The organism is Gordonia sp. KTR9 (assembly GCF_000143885.2).
Classification (GTDB): domain Bacteria; phylum Actinomycetota; class Actinomycetes; order Mycobacteriales; family Mycobacteriaceae; genus Gordonia.
Window position 1 is genome coordinate 1537173 of sequence record NC_018581.1, and the last position, 16050, is coordinate 1553222.

Annotated in this window: 19 protein-coding genes; all 19 read left to right on the plus strand. The window is 67.1% G+C overall.

All coding sequences use genetic code 11. The features are described 5' to 3' along the window. Positions 1 to 46 precede the first annotated feature (46 nt). The 19 genes from KTR9_RS07765 to KTR9_RS07855 all read left to right on the plus strand — a co-directional run bounded on the left by KTR9_RS07765 (position 47) and on the right by KTR9_RS07855 (position 16047). Positions 47 to 400, plus strand: coding sequence for an HNH endonuclease (locus tag KTR9_RS07765; protein ID WP_014925926.1), 354 nt, complete (start codon positions 47 to 49; stop codon positions 398 to 400). 160 nt (positions 401 to 560) lie between these two features. After that, entirely contained in the window at positions 561 to 815 is a 255-nt protein-coding gene (locus KTR9_RS07770) for a hypothetical protein (RefSeq protein ID WP_044506223.1), read from the plus strand. 179 nt (positions 816 to 994) lie between these two features. Next, entirely contained in the window at positions 995 to 1321 is a 327-nt protein-coding gene (locus KTR9_RS07775; RefSeq protein ID WP_014925927.1) for a hypothetical protein, read from the plus strand. Positions 1322 to 1367: 46 nt separating this feature from the next. Next, complete coding sequence (locus KTR9_RS07780; RefSeq protein ID WP_148281164.1) at positions 1368 to 2861, plus strand: hypothetical protein; 1494 nt, start codon at positions 1368 to 1370, stop codon at positions 2859 to 2861. A 28-nt stretch (positions 2862 to 2889) separates the two neighbouring features. Next, entirely contained in the window at positions 2890 to 4311 is a 1422-nt protein-coding gene (locus KTR9_RS07785; RefSeq protein ID WP_014925929.1) for a phage portal protein family protein, read from the plus strand. Further along, a complete protein-coding gene (locus KTR9_RS07790) occupies positions 4311 to 5810 on the plus strand; it encodes a phage protease (protein WP_014925930.1) in 1500 nt (499 codons plus the stop codon). Before KTR9_RS07785 ends, KTR9_RS07790 begins: the two co-directional genes overlap by 1 nt. Before the next feature lies 1 nt (position 5811). Continuing rightward, positions 5812 to 6258, plus strand: a complete 447-nt coding sequence (locus KTR9_RS07795) for a hypothetical protein (RefSeq protein ID WP_014925931.1) — start codon at positions 5812 to 5814, stop codon at positions 6256 to 6258. Positions 6259 to 6286: 28 nt separating this feature from the next. Further along, positions 6287 to 7219, plus strand: a complete 933-nt coding sequence (locus KTR9_RS07800) for a phage major capsid protein (protein ID WP_014925932.1) — start codon at positions 6287 to 6289, stop codon at positions 7217 to 7219. After that, positions 7216 to 7626, plus strand: a complete 411-nt coding sequence (locus KTR9_RS26515) for a hypothetical protein (protein WP_014925933.1) — start codon at positions 7216 to 7218, stop codon at positions 7624 to 7626. The genes KTR9_RS07800 and KTR9_RS26515 overlap by 4 nt, the downstream gene beginning before the upstream one ends. Then, a complete protein-coding gene (locus KTR9_RS07810; RefSeq protein WP_014925934.1) occupies positions 7626 to 7838 on the plus strand; it encodes a hypothetical protein in 213 nt (70 codons plus the stop codon). Before KTR9_RS26515 ends, KTR9_RS07810 begins: the two co-directional genes overlap by 1 nt. A gap of 3 nt (positions 7839 to 7841) precedes the next feature. Continuing rightward, positions 7842 to 8234 carry a hypothetical protein gene (locus KTR9_RS07815; RefSeq protein WP_014925935.1) on the plus strand — a complete coding sequence of 131 codons (393 nt, stop codon included), beginning with the start codon at positions 7842 to 7844 and terminating at the stop codon, positions 8232 to 8234. Continuing rightward, positions 8234 to 8557, plus strand: a complete 324-nt coding sequence (locus tag KTR9_RS07820; RefSeq protein ID WP_044506226.1) for a hypothetical protein — start codon at positions 8234 to 8236, stop codon at positions 8555 to 8557. The genes KTR9_RS07815 and KTR9_RS07820 overlap by 1 nt, the downstream gene beginning before the upstream one ends. 2 nt (positions 8558 to 8559) lie before the next feature. Beyond that, positions 8560 to 8940, plus strand: a complete 381-nt coding sequence (locus tag KTR9_RS07825) for a hypothetical protein (protein WP_049942581.1) — start codon at positions 8560 to 8562, stop codon at positions 8938 to 8940. Then, a complete protein-coding gene (locus tag KTR9_RS07830; protein WP_044506228.1) occupies positions 8940 to 9215 on the plus strand; it encodes a hypothetical protein in 276 nt (91 codons plus the stop codon). Before KTR9_RS07825 ends, KTR9_RS07830 begins: the two co-directional genes overlap by 1 nt. 91 nt (positions 9216 to 9306) lie before the next feature. Continuing rightward, positions 9307 to 9849, plus strand: a complete 543-nt coding sequence (locus KTR9_RS07835; protein ID WP_044507735.1) for a hypothetical protein — start codon at positions 9307 to 9309, stop codon at positions 9847 to 9849. Between the two features lie 2 nt (positions 9850 to 9851). Continuing rightward, a complete protein-coding gene (locus tag KTR9_RS07840; protein WP_044506230.1) occupies positions 9852 to 10214 on the plus strand; it encodes a hypothetical protein in 363 nt (120 codons plus the stop codon). Then, positions 10215 to 10598: a hypothetical protein gene (locus KTR9_RS07845; RefSeq protein ID WP_014925938.1), complete on the plus strand. Its 384-nt coding sequence runs from the start codon at positions 10215 to 10217 to the stop codon at positions 10596 to 10598. Positions 10599 to 10606: 8 nt separating this feature from the next. Continuing rightward, positions 10607 to 11080: a hypothetical protein gene (locus tag KTR9_RS07850; RefSeq protein ID WP_014925939.1), complete on the plus strand. Its 474-nt coding sequence runs from the start codon at positions 10607 to 10609 to the stop codon at positions 11078 to 11080. 14 nt (positions 11081 to 11094) lie between these two features. Beyond that, the gene (locus KTR9_RS07855) at positions 11095 to 16047 is read left to right on the plus strand and encodes a phage tail tape measure protein (protein ID WP_014925940.1); all 4953 of its coding nucleotides are present in this window, start codon (positions 11095 to 11097) and stop codon (positions 16045 to 16047) included. Positions 16048 to 16050: the final 3 nt, after the last annotated feature.

A 16050-nucleotide genomic window follows, 5' to 3' on the forward strand; every position in this document is an offset into this window, starting at 1 on the left:
GTGCGCGCGACGAATCATCAAATCCGCGAGCACGGAGGCCCACCACATGAGTCGACCCACCAAGAGCGCTCACCAACGCGGCCTCGGCTACCAGCACCGCAAGACCCGCGAACGGCTCCTCAACCGTCACCGAGACGGCGCACCCTGCTGGTGGTGCGGCCAACCGATGTTCAAGAACCCGGACGACAACTTCGACGGCAAACCTCTCGAAGCCGACCACACCCGCAGCCGCGACCACTTCGGCACCCAGGGCAACCACGCCGACCGACTCCTGCACCACACCTGCAACCGGCGGCGCGGCAACGGCGACCGAGATGACCAGCGGCCCACACTCGTCGGCGCAGACGCCACACCAGCGCCCGCCAGCGACGACCTCCGCATCATGGCCTGGCCCTGGTGACACCCGTCGAGTGCGGCTGCGGCGAAACCGACTGCGACTACCTCGCCTTCGGCTACCCATGGTGCCACCCATGCCGTGAACACCACCGGCCGCCCGAGTGCGACGTCGACGAGATCGGCCGACCCCTCGACCCATACGGACAGCCTTGGGAGGACAAGCCATGAGCGCTCTACTCGGCGAACAAATCACCCGTGACCACCCGATGTACGACGCGGTCAGTCGCATCCTCATGAGCTACCCCAAACTCCGCGTCCCAGCACGACCCCACATCTGCCGCGTACGCGACGAACACGCCTGGCTCGCCGGACGCGACCTCCTCGTCAAGGTCTTCGCAATCGGACCCGACGGCGACGTCATGATCGCTGACGACGACGTCGTCGACGAACCCGACCTCCGCCGCATCCCCATCGACTGACCCACCCCGGCCCGAAATATCCAACGCCAACCCAGACCGAGACTGCCGAGGTAGTCCCGCTTTTTTTACGCGGGCCGCGCGCGTGGGATCGCAAATCAGGCCCCTGCCCGCCGCAATCAGCGAATTACATTGCAGTGCAATGTGATTCGTGCGCAATCGCTTTCGGAGGTGGCAATAGCGTGATCATCGTCGACGAGTTCGAGGCCAGCGGTGCCACGTTGTGGGCCGAGTTGCACGATGACACCGACGATGCGGACCTGACGGTGCTGGTCGTGGAGGCGTGCCGGACGGTGGATCGTCTCGACCGGTTGCACTCGGCGTTGCGGTCGGGTGGCCTGTTCGACCTCGTGGAGCGTGGCGAGTCCGTCGTCGAGGTTCGCGTCGACAATGCGTTGTCGGAGGCGCGCCAGCAGGCCGGTGCGCTGCAGCGGTTGCTCGCCGACATCGCGAAGCGTCGCGCCGCGGTCCCGGGAGACGACGAGCCGGATGGTCTCGACGATCTCTGACGAGTTCCCGACGCTGACTGGCCGTCAGGATCCGCATCATCTGTCGGTGTTCGCTGGGGACACGACGCACGGCGAGAAGGCGATCGAGCTGAAGCGGCGGATCGGGGTGTCGTCGATGCCGTGGCAGCGTGACGCCCAGTACGCGATCTGCTCGATGACGCCGGAGGGCCGGTGGACGCACCCGACGTGCTGTCTGATCTGCACCCGGCAGAACGGCAAGTCGGAGATTCTGATCGACCGCTGCCTGTACGGGCTGTTCAAGCTCGACGAGACGATCCTGTACACCGCGCAACGGTGGAAGACCGTGCGAGATGCGTGGCGCCGCATGATGAAGCTGATCAAGCGGCGTGCGTGGCTGCGGAAACACGTCGTGAAAGCAACGTGCTCGCAGGGCGAGGGCATCATCGAACTCGACTCGGGCGCGTTGATCGCGTTCGGTACCCGCTCGGCTGACGCCGGCCGAGGTCTGACGGTCATCGACCTCATCGTCTACGACGAGGCGTACAACCTGACCGAGTCGGAGACGTCGGCGATGGCGTTCACTCAGCTCGCCGCGCAGAACCCGCAACGCATCTACGCATCGTCGGCGGTCAACCAGGACCAGCACCCGAACGGTGTGGTGCTGTCGGCAGTCCGCAAACGCGGTCTGTCGCGGGAACCGCGCCTGTACTTCGCGGAGTGGATGGCGCCGTGCGATGTCGAGTGCTGCGAGATGTGTGAGCTGGCCGGGGTGATGGACCGCGACGACCTGGCGACGCTCGAGTACGCCAATCCGTCGTTCGGGGTCATCCAGACCGAAGAGAAGATCAACGACATCAAGGCCGATCTGTCGACGGAGGCGGGGCGGAAGGCGTTCGACGTCGAAGCGCTCGGCCGGGGCGACTGGCCGGAGCCGGACGTCGAGCGGATCCACCACATCGACATGGACCGGTGGGGTGATCTGAAGGACCGGACCCCGGAATTCGTTGCGCCGCCGGTGATCGGGTTGTCGTTGGCGCCTGATCGGCGGCACTGGGCGGTCACGGCGGCCCAACGCACCGTCGACGGCGTACACGTCGAGGTGGGGAAGTGGCAGCCGTTCACCCATGCGGAGCTGCTGCGGTTCGTGGCGGCGGTGGTCACCGACTGGGACCCAGGTGCGGTGATGGTCGACGGCCGATCCCTGGCAAAGGTGATCGTTCCGAAGCTCGCCGAGATCGGTATCGAGGCCGAGGAGCTGAACACCCCGCAGATGGCGGCCGCATGCGGTGGCGTGCTCGACGACATCGACGACGGAACGCTCACGCACTCGGGACAGCCGGAACTCGACCTCGCCGCCGACGTCGTCCAGCTTCGTGACCTGCCGCAGGGCGACTTCGTGTTCGCTTGCGACCTCGAATCAGCGCCGCTGGTGTCTGCCGCGTGCGCGTACGCGGGGGCGTTGCGGCACTCGAAGCCGCGCACCGCGCCGGCATCACCGGTGTCGGCCGGCGCTGCTGTCCGCGAGGACACGGCCGATCAGTACAGCGGTGACCTCGACGTGCTCGCCGCAGCGTTCTGACAACAGTGATCGTGAAAAGTGAAGGGAGGTGGGTAGTTTGGCACAGAAGTCGAAGCCTGTGAAGCCCGCGAAACCCGCCTTCCGTGAGCGAGGCGCGGTCCTCGCGCAGCAGTCGAACGGATTCTCGCAGTGGGAGATGTTCGAGCAGGTCCCCGACCTGCAGTGGCCTCAGTCGGTGCGGATCTTCAATCGGATGGAGCGCGAAGACTCGCGAGTGTCGTCACTCCTGTCGGCGATCACGCTGCCGATCCGGCGCGCGAAGTTCTGGATCGACCCGGCTGGCGCCCGCGACGAGGTGACCGAGCACGTCGCGCAGAACATCGGTGTCCAGATCCTCGGGTCGGACGACACCACCCCGATGGATCGCACCCGCGGCCGCTTCTCCTTCCCGCAACACCTGGTGTTGGCGCTCACGAAGCTCCAATACGGCCATTCGGTGTTCGAGCAGGCTTACCGCACCGCCGATGACGGTCTGATCTGGCTTGACCGGTTGGCACCGCGGCCTCAACGCACGATCTCGCAGTGGAACGTTGCGGAATCGGGTGCGTTGCTGTCGATTCAGCAGTGGGCGCCGTCGTACGGCAACCCCGTGGTCGCCGTGAACTCCCCGCACAGCGCGCCTTCCGAGATCCCCATCGATCGACTCGTCGTCTACCCGCATGACATGGAGCCGGGATTCTGGATCGGCAAGTCGCTGCTGCGTCCGTCGTACAAGCACTGGCTGTTGAAGGACGAGCTGCTGCGTATTCAGGCGATGGCGATTCGCCGCAACGGCATGGGTGTGCCGATCGCGACGGGTGCCGACGGTGCGACGCAGAAGGATCTGCAGAAGCTCGCCGAGATGGCGCAGTCCTTCACCGGTGGAGCTCGCGCGGGCGGCGCGATGCCGTTCGGTGCGACGCTGCAATTGCTTGGCGTGCAGGGAAACCTGCCCGACATCGGTGCAGCGATCGAATACCACGATCAGATGATCGCGATTGCCGGTCTCGCGCACTTCCTCAATCTGTCTGGTGGCGGGTCGTATGCCCTGGCGTCGGTGCAGGCCGATGTGTTCGCCCAGGCCGTGCAGACGTTCGCCGAATCGTTCCGCGACATCTTCAACGCCCACGTCATCGAGGACCTCGTCGACGTGAACTGGGGCCGCGAGGAACCCGCGCCCCGCCTGGTGTTCGATCCGATCGGTTCTCAGCAGGATGCGACCGCCGCAGCGCTGCTCCAGCTCGTGCAGGCCGGTGTGCTCGTCCCCGACCCGAGCCTCGAGCGCGCGATCCGCCAAACCCACGGCCTCCCCGCCCCGGGAGCGCCGTTCGGCGCCGCACCGACGGTGGCCGGTGGCACCATGCCGGCTCCCGCTGCGCCGCCACCGACCCCGCAGCCGCGCGAGGTCGAGGTCGCCGCGTCTGCGCGCCGCCGAGTACTCACCCCGACAGGCCAGGGAGCGCTGTTCTGATGGCCGTCGAGATTGCCTGCGTCGCAGGCGTTGAACTGGCGCGCACCGGACAGTGGTCGGCATCGACCGGGGTCACGACGATCACCCGCGGCGACCTCGCCGAGGCCGTTGCCGCGCTGGAATGCCCCGGCGTACGGGACCCGATCATCAAGCTCGGTCACACCGACCCACGATTCGACGGACAACCCGCCGTCGGCAGGGTCACGAACCTCGAAGTCATCGACGGATATTCGATCCGCGGCGACCTCGCGGGCATGCCCGGCTGGCTCGGCGAGGTCATCGCCTCCGCCTACCCGTCGCGGTCCATCGAGGCCGAATGGAACCACCGTTGCTCGATCGGACATACCCACCCGTTCGTCCTCACCGGGCTCTCGCTGCTTGGCGTGACCGCCCCCGCCATCGCATCACTCGACGACATCGCCGCCTGGTGGGACGTCGACACCACCACGCAGGCTGCCGAAGTGATCGCGGCCAAGAAGGGAACCGTGATGCCCAAGAACATCGCAGCGTCGGCGACGGTCGAAGACATCCGCCGCGCCTACAACGAGACCGCGAGCTACGACTTCTGGGTCGAGGAAATCCAGCTCGCACCACTGCAACTCATCGTCGTCAACGACATCGACGGCTCCCGCCTGCGGGTCCCGGTGACCGTCGATCCCGAACGCGACGGGCAGGACGCCATCGTCTTCGGCGAGGCCGTCCCCGTCGTCGTCCGCTACGACGACGTCCCCCCGCCACCGGCGCCCGAACAAGGTGCCGACCCCGCAGCCGTGCCGATCACGGTGGCGGCATCCAGTCTTCGGTTCGCGTCGCGAGCCGACTCCTTGCGCGAGGTACGTGCAAGGAACAACTCCGAAGGAGGAGACATGGCAGGAAGCAAGCGTGTTGCTGCCGCAGCTCCCGGAAGCGGCGACGCGAACCCGGGCGGCCTGACCGACGACCAGCTGGCGAAGCTGCGTGAGGCCGTCGGTCTCACCGACGACGCCGACCCCGCGGTCCTGGCATCCGCACTCGAGGCGGTGGTGACGAAGGTCAAGGCCGACGACTCCGTCGAGACCGGCGAGGAGGAGACCACCGAGGACACCTCGGAGACCGACACGGCGGCCGAGACCGAGGAAGAGGACCCGGAGAAGAAGAAGGTCGCCGTCGCCGCGTCCGCGAAGGCCAACCCCGCCGCTCCGCAGACGGTCACCGTCGACGCCGCGGCCTTCTCCGAGATGCAGGCGACCGTCGGCCGGTTCGCGCAGTTCGAGCGTGAGCAGGCCGAGAAGCGCGCCGACGAGATGGTCGACGCCGCGTTCGCGGCCGGGAAGATCGCCCGCCCGTCGGTCGCCGCGTACAAGACGCTGGCGCGCAAGGACTTCGCCGGTACGAAGCAGGTGCTCGACTCGCTCGCCGCATCGTCGGCGTTCCCCGTCGGCCAGGTCGGCCACTCCGTCGACGCCGAGCCCACCACCGACGTCTCGAAGGACGCCACCTACCAGAATTGGAGCATCTGACATGCCCGGAATCGTCCAGGTCACCCAGGGTGGCCCGAAGACCTTCACCCCCGCGAGCGGTGAGACCGTCCTCGGCGGCCAGCTCGTCGAAGCCCGCGCCGCCGGCCGAATCGGTGTCGCTGGCGCCGGATCGACGAAGGTGCTCGGCGTCGCGCTGACCGATGCGCTGGCGCCCGAACAGTTCCCGCCGGCCAACACCACCGACGCCCTCGGTCGCACCGTCGTGTCTGCGGTCCCGATCCCGACCGTCGTCGCCGTCGCGTACGCGGGCACCGAGGTGCGCGTGAAGTACGCGGCCGCAGCGAACTTCGGCGACAAGCTGATCGCCGCCGCGAACGGTGCCGTCACCCCGGCCGGGGCCACCCCGGACGCCCGCACGATCGTCGGAACGTGCACCGAACCCGCCGGCGTCGCACTCAACGCGACCGGCCTGATCCGGCTCGCCTGAGCCACGCCCACGAAGGAGAACACACGACATGGTCAACAGCATCGTGAGCGTCTCGGACGGGTCGCGTTTCACCGTCTCCGACCTCATCAAGCAGCCGCTCTTCATCCCCACGAAGATGAAGGAACTGATCGAGAATCAGTTCATCTCCGAGGCACTGTTCCGCAACGGCGGAGCGAACCCGTCGAGCGTCGTCGCGTTCCGCGAGGGCGACCCGACGTTCCTCGACCAGGACGTCCAGGACGTCGCCGAGTTCGGCGAGATCCCGGTGTCGTCCGGGCAGCTCGGTCTGCCGCGCGTCGCGTACGCCGTCAAGAAGGCACTCGGCATCCGGGTGTCGAAGGAGATGGTGGACGAGAACAACATCGACGCCGTCAACAAGCAGATGTACGGGCTGCGGAACACCTTCATCCGCGCCAACGACCGACAGGCCAAGGCGCTGCTGCAGTCGGCGGCGGTCCCGACGATGCCGGTCTCGGCCGCATGGGATGACCCGGACGGCAAGCCGCGCACCGACATCGCCCGCGGTGTCGAGAAGGTGACCACGGCCAAGCCGGCCGAAGCCACCGAAGACGAGTGGTACGGCTTCCAGCCCGACACCATCGTCCTGCACCCGGGCCTGCTCGCCACCCTCATGGACAACGAGCAGATCCTTCGCGTCTACAACGGCAACGTCGCCGGCGAGTCGATCGCCTACACCGGCGCGATCCCGGCCGAGCTCATGGGACTCAGCGTCATCCAGTCGCGGACGTTCCCGGCCGACCGGGCGCTCATCCTCGAGCGCGGCACGATCGGCTTCTACTCCGACACGCGGCCGCTGCAGTTCACCGCGCTGTACCCGGAGGGCAACGGCCCGAACGGTGGCCCGCGTGAGACGTGGCGCTCGGACGCCTCGCACAAGCGGGCCATGGGACTCGACCAGCCGAAGGCCGGTCTGTGGCTGACCGGGCTGGTCACCCCGTGACCGCGTATCAGCTCGTCGCGATCGAGTTCACCGAAGTTCTCGCGCGCAACGAGAAGGGGCAGCCGACCAAGATCCACCGGTACCGGCAGGGCGACACGATCGAGCTGACCGGCTCCGAGGAACAGCGGCTGGTCAAGGCCGGCGCGGTGGTACCGGTCGTCGAGGTCGAGCCCGTCGACGCGGGAGACCCACCCGCGGACGATCCCGACGGCGACGACCCGGACGGCTCTGGCGACGGCGACGGCTCGGATCCTGACCCGGATGGTGATGACGAGCTGAAGCGTCCCCGCAAGGCCGGACCCGTCGACGACTGGCGCGCGTACGCCGTCAGTAAGGGCGTCGATGCCGACAAGGCCGAGGGAATGACCAAGGCCGAACTCATCGAACTGGTCGGGGGCGAGGACTGATGGCGCACCCCGCAACTGAGCACCTGCTGTTGCAGTTCGAGTACGGGCACCTCCCGCCTCATCTGCAGCAGGTGTCTCGTGGGTTCGGTGAGCTCGCGAACCGTCTCGTCGACACGCTGGACGAGGGTCCAGAGCTGTCGGTGGCGCTACGGAAGCTGCTCGAATCGAAGGACTGCGCGGTCCGTCAGGCCGTCATGGACGGGAAGGCTTGACGGGTGGCTTTCGCCACGAAGGACGACATCGCGAGCCAGTGGCGCGCGTTGTCAGCCGCGGAGGGCGCCGCGGCCGAATCACACCTCGATTCGGTCGCGGGCCTCATCCGTCACGAATTCCACGACGCCCTCGGACTGGACGACGTCCCCGCCGACAAACTGGCCGCAGCGAAGACCGTGTCCATCGAAATCGTCAAGACCGCTCTCTCCACCGGACGGTGGCCCGGGCACATCAGCTACAGCACCACCCGGACCGAAGGGCCGCGATCGAAGGCCGACGCCGGCACCTTCGCGACGCCAGGCGGATCACTCGAACTGTCCGACTGGCACCGCACCCTGCTCGGCCTGCCCGTCGGCGCGCAACCCGTCTGGTCATTCCCAACAGGCGACTACTGATGCTGGGCGACGAGACCGTGCACGCCCGCACATCGGCAGGCATCGACACCCGCGGCCGCGAGGTCCCGGCGGGTCCTGAGTGGCCCATCGAGAACTGCAGCGTCTTCCCGCTCGGCGGCACCGAACTTTTCGACGCCACCCGCGACGGCGCCACCTCGGCCGTGCGCGTCCTCGCACCGATCACCGGCGGACTCACCGGTGACCACGAACTGAAAGTCCGCGGCTCCTGGTACCGGATCGTCGGCGACGCCATCGCCTACGTCGATGCAGAGGATCCTGAACTGTCCGGCTACGACCTCACCTGTACCCGCGGTAGGGGATGAGCGTGGTTCGCGTACAGGCCGACCCGGCACCGCGACTCGCCGACTGGCTCGAAACTGCCATGCCGTCGGCCGACATCGCGACCGGTGTGCCGCGGAACTGGTCGTATGACGGGCGACCGCTCGTCGTCATCGCCGACGACAGCGGACCAGTGCAGTGGCCGGTCAAGTCCGACCACACGATTCGGGTCACCGCGCGCGCCGCCGGTCCCGATTCCGCGCGGACCGTCGTCCGCACCGCCGTCGGCCTGCTCCACACCGCGAAGCTGACCGGCATCGTCATCAGCCGATCATCCGGCGGGGTCATCGGTAGCCGTGACTCCGCGACCAGCACCTACATCGCGTCGGCGCTCATGACCATCCACGCCCGAACCGAGGAGCTCTGATGGCCGAACCGACGCTCAAGATCAACAACGCCGCCATCGCTCGCATCGCGAAAAGCGCCGAGGCACAGCGGATAGCCATCGCCGCGGCCGAGAAGGTCGCGGACGCCGTACGCGCCCAGATGTCGGAGACCGGCGGAGATCCCGACTCCGTAAAGGTCGAGGAATACCAGACCGACCGTCGAGTCGCTGCGGTCGTAGTCCCGGCCTACGCGCAGGCCGCCGACGGCGTCATCTCCCGCGGCGCCAACGCCGCGGGCATCCACGTCACCACCTGAGGCCCAACAAGATTCGTCCCGACCGTCACCCGGCGGCCGGGTGTCGTTCCGTGCGCGCCGTCGCCCGGAGCACCAACAGAAGGAGATGCACATGGCCGGCAACGCCGACAATGTCAAGCTGTGGGACGGCGCAGACGTCCTGATCTTCACCGGAACCGGGGTGCCGTCGACGAGCGCCACCCCTGCCACCCTGCCCGCCACGATCACCGATCCGTGGCCCACCGACTGGAAGTACGTCGGACTCCTCAAGGGTGACAGCGGTTTCCAGGACTCGCGAGAGTGGTCGGAGACCGACATCCCCGCGTGGGGTTACGGCACCGTGAAGGTGTCGAGCAAGGACTTCAAGGACACCCGGAAGTTCACCGCACTCGAGGACAACGAGACCACGTTCGGTCTCATCTGGCCGGGTTCAGACGACACCAAGATCGTCGTGCCGAAGCCCGCGAACCGGTACATCGCGTTCCAGCTCGTCGACGAGGACGGCGGCGTCGAGCGCTACATCTCCAAGCGCAAGGCACGCATCTGGGCGCCGAACTGGAACCAGGTCGAGGGCCAGGTCGACGGCTACGAGTTCGACTCGCGCATCTTCCCCGACTCCAACAAGGAGCTCTACCGAGTGCAGAAGGCGGCCTGACCATGATCGAAATCGAATTCACCGAGAACCACGGCGACCACGCGGAGGGCGACACACTGCGCGTCGATCGTCTGTCGGCACAGGTGCTCGTCGAGGAGCGGAAGGTCGCGAAGGTCGTCGAGGAGGTGGAGACACCCGACGTCGAGTCCGGCGGCGAGCGCGCCCGCGAACTCAACCAGGCCGCGGCCGCCGCCGATGCAACGGAGAAGGCAGCAGCGGACGCGGCTGTCGAGTCGGCTCCGACCGATGCGCAGGGCGACGCTACCACCGCGGCCGCCGCGCCGACCGAACCGCCGACAGACGACGGAGCCGGGCCCGCGCCCGTCGAGAAGACCGCGCCGGCACCGAAGGGCGGTCGCAAGTAGATGGCCAAGCAGAAAGAGGAGATGGGGTCGGTCGAGAAGATGCAGGCGGTCTCCGAGTTCGTCGCGGAGAACTTCGACGACATCAAGGCCTCGGCACCCTCGGGGGTCTCGGCAACCTCGGCCGTCGAGGCGGAGGCCATCGGCGCCGACACCATCACGGTCTCCTACGAAGGCCACCAGTACACGGTTCCGGCGTCCGTCGAAGATTGGTCGATCGACACCCTCGAAGCCGCGGAGAACGGTGCGCCCACCGGTGTGCTCCGCGGCGTCCTCGGTGACGACCAGTACGCGGTGTTCAAGACCCGTCACCCGAAGGTGCGCAACCTCAAGGAGATGTCTCAAAAGGTCGCCAACGCTTCCGGTTTCAACGAGACGGGAAAATAGTCGCGCCGGTGGTCCGCGCAGTACCGACCTTCTCGGTGCTGCGCGGATTCCTGGCGCTCCTCCAGCTACACGAAGACCTCATCGAAGCGGACCTGTCGGCGTTCCACACGATCGACTACCGCGACCGATGGCGTCGGCACCCCGACGGCATGCGCAGACTCACCTTGCGCATGATCTACGTCCGCGTCCGCTTCCTTCCCGCTAAATCGGCACTGTCCCTGCACTTCTCGGACGGACGCAGCAAGTGGGACCTGCACGCCCATCTCCTCGCTGAACTGGTGAAGGCGATGGCCGGCATCGACTACCCCGAACGTCACGCACCCGTCGACGAGTCCACACCGGACGACCGGGCAGAGAAACAGTCCAACCGCGAGAAGCGGCGCGAGGCAGCACTCGCGCGCGCTCGAGCACACAACAACGCGCAAGGCGGCGACGTCGCCGCGCAGGTCGCCCAGGCCCGCGCGAACGCGAAAGCGATCTGAAGGTGGTGATCTGAGTGGCTGAAGGTGGTGGTGGCGAGAACGTCGGTTACGCGATGCTGCCGGTGACCCTCGCGTTCGAGGGGATCACCAAGGACATCGCGAGTCACCTCGGTGTTCCACTGAAGAACGCGGCCGCGAAGGCCGGCAAGGACGCTGGGTCGGCGATCGCCGACGGTGTCGCTGGTGCCAAGTCGAAGGTCGACGCCGCCACCACCAAGGTCGCCCAGGCGTACAAGAAGGTCGAGGACCAGGCCGGGAAACTGCGCGTCGCCGAGGCCCAGTTGCAGGCGCTCCGCGACCGCGGTGTCACCGACGCCGGAAGACTGGCCGCCGCGCAGGAGAAGGTGGCGAAAGCCGAACGTGATCTGACGCAGGCGAAGAACGGCCACAAGAACGCGGCCGGCTCACTCACGCAGGCCGAGAAGAACCACGCCGCCGCCGCCAAGCAGGCCGCCGACGCCGAGAACCAGGCTGCGCGTGCGTCGAAGAACTCCGCCGACGCCAACGGGCTCGCCCAACGCGCCGCGAGCAAAGCAGGCCAGGCGTACGACGACCTCACCGCGAAGGCGAAGGGATTCGGCAAGACCATCGCCGCCGGGATCGGGTTCGGCGCCGGCATGAACATCTCCGGCATCACCTCATCGCTCATCGAGATGGGCGACACCTTCGCCAACGTCAACAAGACGATCGCGTTCACCACCGGCGCCACCGGGGAACGCCTCGACGAACTGAACGCGTCGGTCCGCAGTATCGCGAAGGAATCGCCAAAAGCGATGACCGACATCGCATCCGCGATCGCCGACGTTGCGAAGAAGACCGACCTCACCGGCCAGCCGCTCGAGGACCTCACCAAGCGGATGATGAAGCTCGACACCCTTGGACGGGGTGTCGACGTCGGTGCATTCACACAGTCGATGCGCGCCTTCGGCGTCCCCGCGGGCGACATGTCGAACCAGCTCGACCGGTTGTACAAGGTGTCGACCGCGACCGGCATAGGCATCGGCGAGCTCGCCGCGATGGCGGGCAAGGGCGCACCGCAGTTCAAGGCGATGGGGATGTCGCTCGACGACACCGCGCTGATGCTCGGATCGCTGCACAAAGCCGGTGTGCGCGGCGAGCAGGTCACAATCGGTCTGAACAAGGCCATGATCAACCTCGCCAAGGGCGGCGGGAACGTCAAAGAGAAGTTCGGACAGGCGATTACCGAACTGCAGGGCCTCATCCGGTCGGGCCAGGAGTCCGCGGCGCTCGAGAAGGCCGGCGGCCTGTTCGGCACGAAGTCGGCGGGCCAGTTCATCCAGGCCATCAAGTCCGGGCGGATGAACGTCGACGAGCTGAAGAAGTCGGTCGAGGAGCAAGAGGGCGGCATCCTGGATGCCGGTGGCGCGATCACCACCATGTCCGGTGCCTGGCAGATGATGAAGAACAACGTTCTGATCCTGCTCGAACCGATCGTGACGAAGCTCTTCGGTTCGATGCAGTCCGGCATCAAGTGGTTCCGCGCCGAGGGCGTCGAGGCGATCCAGAAGTTCGGCGACAAGGTCAAGGCGGCGTGGAACTCCGAGGAAATTCAGGGGTTCATCACGAAGATCCGCGACACCTTCGTCGCGGTGTGGCCGAAGATCACCAGCGGCTTCGAGACCACGGTCGCCGTAGTGCAGAAGCTCACCCCGATTCTCGGACCGGTCCTGCTCGGCATCTTCTCGGGCCTCGTCACCGCGGTCACTGCCGTCGCGAACGGATTGTCGTCGATGGTCCGCTGGATCAGCGAAAACAAGGTCGAAGCCGGCCTGCTCGCAGTGGGTCTCGCCGGACTGTTCGGACCCGCGATCCTCGCAGGCCTCGCCGGAGCCAGCGGGAAGATCCTCGGGATGCTCAAGAACCTGCGGATCGTCACCGCAGCGACCAAGCTCTGGGCGATCGCCACCAAGGCGGCCGCGATCGCGATGAGAATTCTCAATCTCGCGCTAGTCGCAAACCCCATCGGTCTCATCATCGCCGGGCTCACCGCTCTCGCAGCAGGCCTCGTGATGCTCTACAAGCGCTCCGAGACGTTCCGCAACATCGTCACTGGCGCGTGGAACGCCATCAAGGGCGCCGCGATGGCCGTCGTGAACTGGTTCCGCGACACCGCGTGGCCGTGGCTGCAGAAGGTGTGGGACGGCATCGCCGACGGTGTCGGGAAGATGATCGGTTTCGTCCGCGACCACTGGCGCTTGATCGTCTCCATCATCGGCGGCCCGATCGGTCTCGTCGTCGCGCTCGTCACCAAGTACTGGGACCAGATTAAGAACGTCTTCTCCATCGCATGGGAGGGCATCAAGACCATCGTCGGCGCCGGACTCGCCGTGTTCCGCGGTATCGGCGATGTCCTGAACTGGCTGTGGCAGAGCGTGGTTCAGCCCGTCTGGGATGGAATCAAGGCGGCGATCGGGTTCGCGTGGGACGGCATCAAGTTCTACATCGATGCAGGGCTCGCGGTGTTCCGTGGCATCGGCACAGTGCTGAACTGGCTGTGGCAGAACGTCGTCGTCCCGGTGTGGAACGGGATCAAGGACGCGATCGCTTTCGCATGGGGTCTCATCCAGCCGGTGATCGAGGCGTTCAAGACCGGCGTGCAGATCGCCGGTGACCTCATCTCGGGCGTGTGGAACCGGCTGGTCGAGACGGTGAAGAACGTCGGCACCGGCATCCGAGACGGGTTCATGGCCGTCGTCAACTTCGTCGGTGGGCTACCGGCGAAGATCGCCGAGAAGGCGACCGGCATGTGGGACGGCATCAAGAATGCGTTCAAGGCCGCCGTGAACTGGATCATCGACGGCTGGAACAGGATCGAGTTCAAGATCCCCGGCTTCGAGCTCGGTCCGGTGAAGTTCGCCGGGTTCACCCTCGGCCTGCCCGATATCCCTCGCCTCGCCGACGGCGGCCGGCCGTCGGACTTCTTCAAGCGTGCGATCGGCATGGTGCGCGGCGCCGGCGGGCCGACCGACGACATGGTTCCGTCGCTGTTGTCGAACAGCGAGTCCGTCAACACCGCGAAGTCGACGGCGAAGTACTGGCCGATGTTCGCTCGGCTGAACCGCGGTGTGCCGCTGCTCGAGGCCCTGCGGGCGGTGGTCCCGGCATTCGCCACGGGTGGCGTCGCTGGTCGCGAACCGTACGGGCTGCCGGTGGGGTCCAGTGGCCCGGTCAACGTGCCGTGGGTCCAGGACGTTGAGCGACAGTTCGGCGTGAAGGCGACCACCTACGCGGGCCATCAGGAGAAGGACGGCCAGAACAAGGGCATCGACTGGTCCGGACCGACGTCGAACATGCAGCGGTTCGCCGAGTACCTGCGCAGCATCCGCGGTGAACTCGAGCAGGTCATCTGGATGAACCCTGAGACCGGGGAGAAGATCGGCGTCGCCAACGGCGAGATGGTCGGTCCCGGAACGTCGCAACCGGGTTACTACGGCGCGGACTGGGCGGACCACACCGACCACGTGCACACTCGCCAGAGCTTCGCGTTCGGTTCGTCTGCGGCGCCTCAGCAGCCGACGGTCATCGACCAGGTCACCGTCGGAACGGGCACTGCGGCGCAGACGGTCAGCGGTGAGGCGGCGTCGGGCCCGAAGGCGATGACGCTCGGCGAGTGGATCGCGCGACGCATCTTCGGCAATTGGAATGGAGCCGCGGCCGCGGAGGGCGCGTCGTCCGGAGCATCGGTGACCTCGGCGGCTGGGACGTCGCTCACGTCGGGTGCGCCCGCAGCGGCGACGTCGGTGAGCACGAGCCCACCGCCAGCGTCGCCGCCGGCGCCGACGGTGGACACGATCCCGCTGAAGCGGAACCCCGATGGCACCTACTCGTCGACCGACCCGGAGTGGGATCGACTGCTCAAGCGTGAGTCGGGCGGCCGAATGGACCGCAAGCAGGAGGTCATCGACGCAAACTCAGGCGGCAACGAAGCGTCGGGCGGGTTTCAGATCGCCAAGGGCACGTGGGCCAGGTACGGCGGCACGAAGTACGCACCGACGGCCGGGCAGGCCACCCCGGAGCAGCAGGCCGAGATCGCGGCGAAGATCTTCAACGCCGAGGGCGGTCGCCCATGGGGGTCGGGGCTCGCGGGTCGTGAGAGTGACGACAAGCTCCGTGCCGGTATCCAGCGTCGAGGCACTGCGAACCCGAGTCCGGGTCCGAGCCCGACAGTGCCGGACTCGGCGGCCACAGTGGACCCGAAGAAGCTGCGTGAGGCGCAGGACAAGGCCGACGACGCCGAGAAGAAGGCGGCGGTCGCGCGCACAAAACTCGCCGAGATCGAGGCGAATCCGAAGGCGAAGGAGTCGGCGAAGCAGACCGCGCGCGACAACCTCGAGCGTCTGGAACGCGAGGCGAAGCAGGCCAAGGACGACCTGGCCGCGCTGAAGAACGCTCCCACCACCGGGGCGCCCGGTTCGACGACGTCGACTGGGGGGAGCGGGTCGACAGGAGCCGGGTCGGACAAGCCGCAGATCATCGTCGTCCTGGACGGACAGAACGTCGACGTCTCCGAGGTGCAGGAGCTGAGCAAGATCCTCGCCGGCGGTGTCCTCGAGACGATCGGCCTCGACGGGTCGTGGCTGCCGAACCCCGCGGAGCTGGGCATCCTGAAGATGACGAACGCTCTGCTCGGGATCAAGTTCACTGAGCCGCCGTGGATGTCGGGGCAGGGGGAGCCGCCGCCGTGGATCGATAAGCGGTCGGTGCCGTTCTCGACGAAGCCGCTGCCGCCGCAGCAGGACCCGAACACGACGGCGCCGGGTATGGCCGCGAACGCGTTCGGGCTAGGAGGGTTCGCCGGGCTGGTCGGTTCCGGGCAGCGTCCCATCGACGCGTCGTTGCACGTCCACAACCCGCAGGGCGACCCGGATGAGATCGCGAAGCGTGTCCGCCGGGCGATGCCAGACCAGCGCACCCGCCTGAACGCTGCTGTGCCGGTGGGTCGGTGACCG